Source organism: Candidatus Accumulibacter vicinus, assembly GCF_000584955.1.
In the GTDB taxonomy this organism is placed as follows: Bacteria; Pseudomonadota; Gammaproteobacteria; order Burkholderiales; family Rhodocyclaceae; genus Accumulibacter; species Accumulibacter vicinus.
The window spans coordinates 327,728-335,488 of the sequence record NZ_JDSS02000019.1 but is presented as its reverse complement, the minus strand read 5'-3'; the positions used below and the strand labels follow the sequence as shown (position 1 = coordinate 335,488).

The following is a 7,761-nucleotide window of genomic DNA, read 5'->3' as shown; positions in this document are numbered from 1 at the left end:
CTGATTCACGGGTTGAACTGATTTTGGTTTTGCTGATGACCAGCATCGAATCCCCCGGTCCTGCGGACACAAGAGGCCCAGAGGATTCGATGCTGCCCCTCGCAAGCGGGACAGCCCCAGTTCAGCCTCCCGGCTGCTGCCTCTCGCCTCACGTCCTCAGATTCACTGGTTTGGACGATCATTGGGTCACCGGCTTTCTAGCATCCGGCTGCTGTCCCCTGTCACCCGCGTGGCTTGGGTCGGAGTTTGGTGCTGGCTGCTCCGAGCAGACTGGCCTTTGACGGTGTTGCGGTGTGTTGCGTTACGTCGGTCAGTGAGTGCATTATTCGACTTGTCGAATTTCATGTCAACAATTTTTCGTCGAACTATCGAAACTTTTTCACGCACGAATCCGCCAGGCGCAAAAAAGCCCGCGGTCAGCGGGCTCGGGGGTGGGTCAGGGGGCTGTAGCTAGATGTGCTCCGTCTGCCGGTAAACGATCCGACCGATCAGCCCGCAGTCCTCACTGCAGCGCTTATCACCGTAGCGTGCCTTGTCAGGGCTGTCCGAGGACAGGAACCACTGGCCGGCATCTCGACGCAGGCGCTTGATCACCAGCTCGCCCTCGTAATTGGCGGCATAGACCTGGCCATCGCGCAGGTGGGTGTCCGCGGTGTTGATCACGACCAGATCACCATCATACAGGCTGGGCTCCATGCTGCGCCCCGACACTTTGACCGCCAGCAGCATCTCGGGCCGGTATCGGTGTTGATCGAACCAACGGCGGGCCATAAAGATCGGCTCGGCCTCGCCGTTGTCGTACTCGATCTCGTACCCACTGACCCCGGCGGACAGCTTGAAACGCACCCGGCGGATGGCGCAGCGGGTGTCGCCGGGGAACACCTCTTGTGCGACCTCTCCCTTCCGGGCTCTCGGCCCCCTGCCTTGCTGTAACCACAGCACCTCGACTCCCAGGGCGTCGGCGATCGCGGGCAACTGTGGTGAGTCGTGAATCTCCCCGTTCTCCATTTCAGAGAGTGTCGAGGCACTACGCAACCCAGCGCGGCGCATCAGCTCGGCTTTTGACCAGCCCTTTGCGCTCCGGGCTTCCCTTAGGCGTTCGGCAAGTGTGTTCATCGTCCAAGCATCTTCCGTTTGACGTTCGTCTGGTCGAAGAGTAGGATATTCGACAGATCGAATTTTAGGAACTGAGATGGATTTCAAACAGGTCATTGAAGACCTCCTGGCGGCAGGTATGACACAAGCAGGCATCGCTAAGAAGGTGGGCCTCACGCCCCCGTCTATCGTCGATCTCACCAGTGGGCGGCAGAAGTCCGTCAAGTGGGAAGTCGGCGACGCGCTGATTCGGCTGCACTGCGAAAAGTGCAAAGAAGCACATGCCTGAAAAGCACCTCCGAACCATCGGTGTCTGCCTCACCCCGGCGATGGACCGGCAGGCGCGGGCACTGGCGGCGTCGCTTGACCTGGGGGTATCGGAGTGGGTGCGGGGTCTCATTGAGGATGCCCTCGAAAAAGAGCGGGCGAGATACCGGGCTCTTGAGGACATTTTTGGTCGGGATGACCCTTGATGCAAATGCAATCGCATTGCAGCAGACAAAAGAAACGCCTCGTGGACTAGACGAGGCGTTTCCGGGCTGTTGGGGTTCTCTCCGACCGACAGCGGGCAGTAGCGGAGAGTCAAAACGACGAGGAATTATAGCTTATGGGCGCACTGGAAGTCATCGGAGAATCCTCCGAGTTTTTTGCCCCTGTCGCCACGGATTTGATCGATCAACTGATCGGGCAATACCGGGGCGAACTGGAAAAAGTCAACCAAGCGGCTGATCTGTTCGCCGGCGACATGGGCGGAATCGTCCGCTATTTTCTCCAGGGAAACGGCTGCGACAAGCGCGGCTACTCCTCGCTACGGGCAGAGCGCCTGTTCCAACGGAAAGGTGCTGTGGCCGCACTAAACGCCACGTACTGGTCGAAAGCGCTGGCCCTCACGGATGTGCTCGACGTGATGCCCCAAAACCGGCGGAATGACTGGCATAAACAGATCACGGAAATGGAAACGCCGGAGTTCTCTGAAGACACGGTACGCCCAACGCTCTATGGTCTGTTGTCGGCGCGGCAACAATTCTTGGCTGAACGTGTGGATGGCATCTTCCACAATCTCTCCGGAGAACACGTCACGAACTCGCCGAGGGGATTCGGCAAGCGAATGATCATCGCTTACATTCTCGATGCGAACGAGATGACTTGCTATTCGCGAGTCGGGTATATCGATGACCTGCGGTGTGTCATCGCCAAATTCATGGGGCGAGACGAGCCCAAGTATCACGCCAGCGCAGCGCTGATCTCGACGCTCAAAAGTTGTTGGGGTAAATGGGTGACGATCGATGGTGGTGCACTGCGCATCCGGCTCTATCACAAGGGCACAGCACATCTGGAAGTGCATCCGGACATGGCTTGGCGACTGAACAGGATTCTCGCACACCTACACCCCTTGGCGATTCCCGCGGAATTCCGGACGAAACCGAAAAAGACGCTCAAAACGGTGCCTTTGATGCTCCGCCCCCTACCTTTTGCTGTACTGGAAACACTTTCGAAAAAACGTTTCATTGCAGGCCGGATTAATACTCCTGAGCTGGATATGGGGCGCCACTACAACCGTAGTGAAAACCCAGCGGCCTGGGACGAGGCCTGCCGCGTACTAGAGGGTATCGGGGGCACGCAAGTAGACAGTGGGGTTTACCGGTTTGAGTACGCCGCAGGAGCGGTCATCGACGAAATCATCGTCAGCGGCTGCATCCCGGACAAAGTGTCACATCAGTACTACGCTACCCCCGCGAACATTGCACAGGAGGCGATTGCCTGGGCTGGCATCGGCGATCGAGACACTTGCCTGGAGCCCAGCGCCGGGCAAGGCGCTCTTGCGGAATTCATGCCCAAGGACCGGACACTCTGCGTCGAAATCAGCGATCTGCATTGCAAGGTGCTACAGGCCAAAGGCTACACCGTTCAGAAAGCGGATTTTCTAGCTTGGGGCGAGGGCCGGTCATTCAGCCGCGTGGTCATGAACCCTCCTTTCAGTGACGGGCGGTGGCAAGCCCATCTGGCACACGCCGCCTCGATGGTGATTGCCGGCGGTTGCCTGGTGGCGATCCTCCCGGACAGTGCCCGGAAGTCGGCCAATCTCCCTGGCTTTGATCTCTCGTTCTCCCGGACTTTCTCGAACGAGTTTCAAGGCACCTCGATTTCCGTTGTCATTTTGAAAGCCACAAAGCGATGACCCCTCAAACCGAAATCACCCGTTGGTCGGACCTCACCTCGGATCAACAACAGGCGATGCTGACCCTGCTTGAGAAAATGGAACAGGGCCAGAGCCTCCTCAGTTTGAGCGGTCACGCCGGCACCGGCAAGACCACGGCACTCCGGGTGCTGGTGGATTTACTCGTCGATCGGGGGATTATCCCCGTCGTGGTGACTCCGACCAACAAGGCGGCCACGGTCCTGCAGAGCAAAGGGGTTTCCGCGGCCACGGTGTTCGCGCGGTTTTTCACGCTCGAAGAGGTCAGCCGCCGGCCGAAGAAGATGACCTTCGTTCCCAACCATCAACTGGAGAAACTGGGCGCCGGAAAAATCTCCCAGGCCGACGTGGTGATCGTGGATGAGGGCTCGATGCTGAACTCCTGGGTCCTCAAACACCTGCAGAAAATGGCCGACATCCTCATCCTGGTGGGGGATGGCGCCCAACTCCCGCCGGTAGGGGACATCGACAACCCGCGGGGTTACTTCTGCACGCGGAAGCATGACGCCGAACTGACGCAGGTATTGCGCAACGACGGTGCCGTTCTTCACCTGGCCACGGCTGTCCGGACATCACAGGATGGCCGGCGCATTGGCCTGGATATCGATGCCTACTACCCCGGCGACGACTTCGAAACCCTTTTCGTCCTGGACCGTCCGCAGCTCATCTGCTGGCGCAATGTGATCCGTCGTGCGCTGAATGTGCGCGCCCGCAAAACCCTGGGAATCACCGGGGTCCTGCCCGTGCCGGGGGATTTGATGATCTGCCGGGATAACTACGATGACCTCCTGCTGAACGGCACACAGGCCACCCTTGAATCCTTTACGTGGGATGGCTCCGGGCGTACCGCCGAGGTCGACCTGGTGTTGCCTGACGGCACGCGGACGCTGGCGGACATGGACATGTTGAGGTTTTTCGAGGATCAACCCCCGGCGCAAGTGCGGCAGTACCTTGATCTGATCGAGCGGTATTCCCATGGTGACGAGGAGGGCGCGGCGCTGACCTATGGCTACGCCATCACGGCGCATGCTGCTCAGGGCGGGGAGTGGCCGCACGTGGTGGTTGTCGATGAGCGCGAGGGTATCTATAGCACGAGCAAGAGAAACTTCGCCGAGAACCCGCGCAACGTGCCTCCGGATGATGCGTGCCGGCGGTGGGCATATACCGCCATTTCAAGAGCGCGGGAAACCGTCTATGTGGCCGATGAACGGTGGATGAAATATTGACATGGCCAACACAACAAAAAGAGTCATAGGGGCTGATGATTTTCGGTTTTGGTCGTACGTCAAGGTGACAGGACCTGACGAATGTTGGCTATGGCAGGGAGCACGCGCAGGGGGCCGATTTCGCACAAAAGGCTCCCCTGTTTATGGAACCTTCAAGACCAAAAATCCGCGCGCCCAAGTCTTTTCTCACCGATTCAGCCTTGCACTTTCTCTAGGCGTGCTTCCCCACGATCTGCCTCAAGGGAAGGTAGTTCGCCATTCCTGCGACAACCCTCTATGTTGCAACCCGGCGCATTTGTCACTTGGGACACAAAAAGAAAATATGAGCGACATGGTTGCCCAAGGGAAGCAGCGCAAAGGAAAGGACGTACCTGGAGCCAAATTGAATCCAGAAAAGGTGCAGGAGATAAGGGAACGGGTTGCCGCCGGAGAATCAAGAGCATCTGTGTCTCAGGAGTTCAATGTTTGCGTGACGAACGTCACCAACATTGTGAACCGTAAAATTTGGCGGCACGTAGCATGAGTGCGCTACCCGAGCCTGCGCCGGTCACCGGCGGCGACACCCTCACCGTCCTGAAATCCATCGGGCCGAAGCTGACCAAATCGTTCGACGGGGACACCGTCATCCCGTATGGTCTCGCCAAGACGTTCAGCGTTGAATCCGTGCCCGTCAAAGACATCGACGGCCTGTCGATGCGCCTCAAGTATCTGGCTCCCAAACCTCTGCGCTGCATTATCCGTGGCGCTTTCAAAGGAGATGCCGCGGCGCAGACGCTGGCGCCCCCGACCCGGCCGGGGCAGTATCAACGAGTCGGCGAACTATTCGACGAGACGCCCCATCACTGGTGGTGTGCCGACCACGACGACTTCGAGCCGATGCTCTGGGACCCGGTCACCCATCCCGAGGAAGCCATCCGGGAGCTGATCGAGTCCGAATATCCGCCGGAGTTTCACACCGCCAGCTACCACTGGCAGTTGTCGGCTTCCGCGGGGCGCAAGCCTGGCGTGCTCAAAGTGCATCTGTGGTGGTGGCTGGAGACCGCCTACACCGGGCCGCAGATCGAAGCCTGGGTGCGCGCCACAAAGGTGAAAGTGGATATCGTCACCCTGCGCAAAATCCAGGTTCACTACACCGCCCACCCGATTTTCCTCAACGGCACCCCGGACCCGATGGCCGGCCGCCGGTGCGGGCTGCACCGCGGCGAGATAGCAGCTGTCCCGCTGATCATCCCTCAGGACGTGCTCGATGCCAGCGACCAGCGCACGCACGCCGGCGGCGATCTGGACCTCACGGACCCGACCACAAAGCCGGGGGTCATCGGTGCGTTCTGTAAGGCCTACCCCATCAGCCGGGTGATCGCCGAGATACTCCCCGACCTGTTCGCCTATGCCGCGGGCAGTGATCGCCGGGTGACCTGGTTCGGTGGCAACGGGGCGGCAGAGGGCTGCTACGTCACAGACGATGACTGGTACCTGGGCAACAGCCACAACACCAGCCCGCACGGCGATCGCCTACAGAACGCCTGGGATGTGGTGCGCCTCTACAAGTTCGGGCACCTCGATGAAGAGGGGGATGCCGACGACCCGATGATCGCCGTCCATGAACTCGCTTCACACCGGGCCATGGTGGCCTGGGTTGAGGGGTTGCCGGAGATCAAGGGCACCGTCGCCACGACGGCGCAGACGGCCTGCACACAGCACCTGGCCGCCATTGAGGCCGCGGTGGAGGTTTCCGTGCTGCGCTCGACGGTGGCGCCGGCCATCCAGGCCGCGAAGGACCTGGAGCCCCTTGACCGGGAGCTTTTGGCCCAGGCGCTCAAATCTCGTTTGATCGCACTCACTCACTCCCCAGTGGGCATCGATATTGCCCGCGACATGGTGGCTCCGGTGCGCAACGCCGATGCGCCGGGAGAGGATCACGTACCCGAATGGGCCAAGCCTTGGGTATTCCGTACCGACAAGGACCATTTTTTCAATCTCGACACCGGCGAGTCGGTCAGCATCACCGGGTTCAATATGGTGCATGACCGGGAGATGCATCGATTCATGGACCGGGACGGCAATATTCCCGCGGCGAGCCAGTACTGCAAGCTGTTCTGGAACGTGCGCACCGTGGCCGGGGTGGGGTATATGCCGGGCGCTACGCCCGTGTTCGAGATGCTCGGGACGCTGTGGGCCAACAGCTACAGCGACAAGGACATTCCCGCGGTTCCACCGGTACTCACCGATGCCGAGGGGGCCGCCGTGGCCATCGTGCAGGCCCACCTCCAGAAGATGCTGCCGGACGATCGGGAGCGCGAGCTGTTGATCGCCTGGCTGGCGCACAACACCCGACACCCTGGGGTGAAAATCCGGTGGGCGCCTTTCCTGTCGAGCGCCCCTGGTGGGGGGAAAACCTTTTTCCTTGATCTCCTCGGCATGGTGATGGGATCGGGCAACGTGGCGCCTCTGGACGCCGGCGTCCTGTGCAAAAGTGATTTCACCGGTTGGGCACTGGGCGCGGCCGTGCGCTGCATCGAGGAAGTCAAACTGCACGGCGAGAACGCGCACGACATCACGAACAAGTTGAAGCAGTTTCACACCAACAACGTGATCGACGTGCACCAGAAAGGTCGAGACCCCTTCCGGGCGATCAATAAAACGAACTACCTCCTGCTGTCCAACTTTGACGACGGCATCCCTTTGGAAAAAGGCGAACGACGGTATTTCGTACTGCAGTCGGCAATCGGAATCGACGAGACGCAGGCGATGAGCGAAGACGGTTATTTCAAGCGCCTCTTCACGGCCGTTCAGACCTTCCCTGGGGCGATTCGAAAATGGCTGCTGGAGTGCCCGATGCACCCCGATTTCGACCCGGATGGGCATGCCCCGATGACCGGCGCGAAGGCCCACCTGATCGAGCTTTCCAAGAACTTCGTCGTGGTGGCCGCGGAAGAGATCATCGAGGAGGGCGGGGTTGCCGGCGTATCGAAACACGTCCTCTCGTCAAACTGCCTGATTGCGGAGATTTCCGAGCGGACGAAGAAAACCATTTCCGGGCCAAATGTGCATGCGCTTCTGAAAAATCTTGGATATCACTTCGTCGGAAGGGTGAAGTGGCGCAAGAAACCACACCGTTTTTGGGTGTCAGTTGCGGCCAAAGATTTCACTCAAGAGCAGATGCGGCAGACGCTAGACAACGCGATGGCGAATAACGACTTCCTGGATTGAAGAAGGGTACCGGATAGACCGGTACCCTGAAAC

At 59.6% G+C, this 7,761-nt stretch carries 7 protein-coding genes; 6 read left to right on the top strand and 1 reads right to left on the bottom strand.

Annotated elements, in window-relative coordinates; translation table 11 throughout:
• Positions 1 to 450 precede the first annotated feature (450 nt).
• The gene (locus CAPSK01_RS22295) at positions 451 to 1,116 is read right to left on the bottom strand and encodes an XRE family transcriptional regulator (protein WP_273703295.1); all 666 of its coding nucleotides are present in this window, start codon (positions 1,114 to 1,116) and stop codon (positions 451 to 453) included.
• 76 nt (positions 1,117 to 1,192) lie between these two features.
• On the opposite strand from CAPSK01_RS22295, the gene CAPSK01_RS07865 reads away from it, so the two are divergent.
• The 6 genes from CAPSK01_RS07865 (at position 1,193) to CAPSK01_RS07840 (ending at position 7,728) form a co-directional block, all read left to right on the top strand.
• Entirely contained in the window at positions 1,193 to 1,384 is a 192-nt protein-coding gene (locus CAPSK01_RS07865) for a helix-turn-helix domain-containing protein (RefSeq protein ID WP_034924718.1), read from the top strand.
• Positions 1,377 to 1,568 carry a hypothetical protein gene (locus tag CAPSK01_RS07860; protein WP_034924714.1) on the top strand — a complete coding sequence of 64 codons (192 nt, stop codon included), beginning with the start codon at positions 1,377 to 1,379 and terminating at the stop codon, positions 1,566 to 1,568. Before CAPSK01_RS07865 ends, CAPSK01_RS07860 begins: the two co-directional genes overlap by 8 nt.
• A 134-nt stretch (positions 1,569 to 1,702) precedes the next feature.
• The gene (locus CAPSK01_RS07855) at positions 1,703 to 3,274 is read left to right on the top strand and encodes a DUF4942 domain-containing protein (protein ID WP_034924711.1); all 1,572 of its coding nucleotides are present in this window, start codon (positions 1,703 to 1,705) and stop codon (positions 3,272 to 3,274) included.
• Entirely contained in the window at positions 3,271 to 4,518 is a 1,248-nt protein-coding gene (locus CAPSK01_RS07850; RefSeq protein ID WP_034924709.1) for an AAA family ATPase, read from the top strand. Before CAPSK01_RS07855 ends, CAPSK01_RS07850 begins: the two co-directional genes overlap by 4 nt.
• A gap of 1 nt (position 4,519) precedes the next feature.
• The gene (locus CAPSK01_RS22290; RefSeq protein ID WP_273703294.1) at positions 4,520 to 5,041 is read left to right on the top strand and encodes an HNH endonuclease; all 522 of its coding nucleotides are present in this window, start codon (positions 4,520 to 4,522) and stop codon (positions 5,039 to 5,041) included.
• Entirely contained in the window at positions 5,038 to 7,728 is a 2,691-nt protein-coding gene (locus CAPSK01_RS07840) for a DUF5906 domain-containing protein (protein ID WP_034924701.1), read from the top strand. The genes CAPSK01_RS22290 and CAPSK01_RS07840 overlap by 4 nt, the downstream gene beginning before the upstream one ends.
• Positions 7,729 to 7,761: the final 33 nt, after the last annotated feature.

What these genes read in the sequence shown, in the direction of transcription:
- CAPSK01_RS07840 (WP_034924701.1), top strand. Translation starts at nt 5,038, where the DNA reads ATGAGTGCGCTACCCGAGCCTGCGCCGGTCACCGGCGGCGACACCCTC.
- CAPSK01_RS22295 (WP_273703295.1), bottom strand. Translation starts at nt 1,116, where the DNA reads ATGAACACACTTGCCGAACGCCTAAGGGAAGCCCGGAGCGCAAAGGGC.
- CAPSK01_RS07850 (WP_034924709.1), top strand. Translation starts at nt 3,271, where the DNA reads ATGACCCCTCAAACCGAAATCACCCGTTGGTCGGACCTCACCTCGGAT.
- CAPSK01_RS07855 (WP_034924711.1), top strand. Translation starts at nt 1,703, where the DNA reads ATGGGCGCACTGGAAGTCATCGGAGAATCCTCCGAGTTTTTTGCCCCT.
- CAPSK01_RS07860 (WP_034924714.1), top strand. Translation starts at nt 1,377, where the DNA reads ATGCCTGAAAAGCACCTCCGAACCATCGGTGTCTGCCTCACCCCGGCG.
- CAPSK01_RS07865 (WP_034924718.1), top strand. Translation starts at nt 1,193, where the DNA reads ATGGATTTCAAACAGGTCATTGAAGACCTCCTGGCGGCAGGTATGACA.
- CAPSK01_RS22290 (WP_273703294.1), top strand. Translation starts at nt 4,520, where the DNA reads ATGGCCAACACAACAAAAAGAGTCATAGGGGCTGATGATTTTCGGTTT.